This is a genomic window from Dyadobacter sp. OTU695 (assembly GCF_038440355.1).
Classification (GTDB): Bacteria; Bacteroidota; Bacteroidia; order Cytophagales; family Spirosomataceae; genus Dyadobacter.
The window spans coordinates 1-416 of sequence record NZ_JASATN010000089.1; the positions used below are offsets into that span (position 1 = coordinate 1).

The window sequence follows — 416 nt, forward strand, 5'->3', positions numbered from 1 at the left end:
GCGATCCATAGCTTCTTTAAAAAGCTGGCCAACCAACCGGTTATTGTGGCGATGGAGAACACAGGACGCTATAACTGGCAACTGTATGAAGCCCTGCCTAAATACGGTTTTGAAGTGTATGTAGTCTCAGCTTTACACCTGAAAAAGAGCTTGGGATTGGTCAGGGGCAAAAATGATAAAGTGGATGCGGAGCGGATCTGCAAATTTATCCAAAAGAATCAGGATGAATGCGCCGTTTGGAAACCGAGCTCAACTAACATTCAGAAAATGAAAGTGTTATTAACAGAGCGTAACGGCAGGATCAAAATGAAAAGGCAATTGCTCGGACAGCAATCTGACTACAAGCTGATGAACACGATCGGTCTTGAAAAGCAGCTGGCTAAAATGAACCAGGGTTTGATTAAATCTATACAAGC

Annotated in this window: 1 protein-coding gene; it reads left to right on the forward strand. The window is 43.3% G+C overall.

All coding sequences use genetic code 11. From position 1 onward, the window contains the following. Positions 1-416, forward strand: a 416-nt coding sequence (locus AAHB90_RS32565; RefSeq protein WP_342089503.1) for an IS110 family transposase, incomplete at both ends; no start/stop codon positions are given.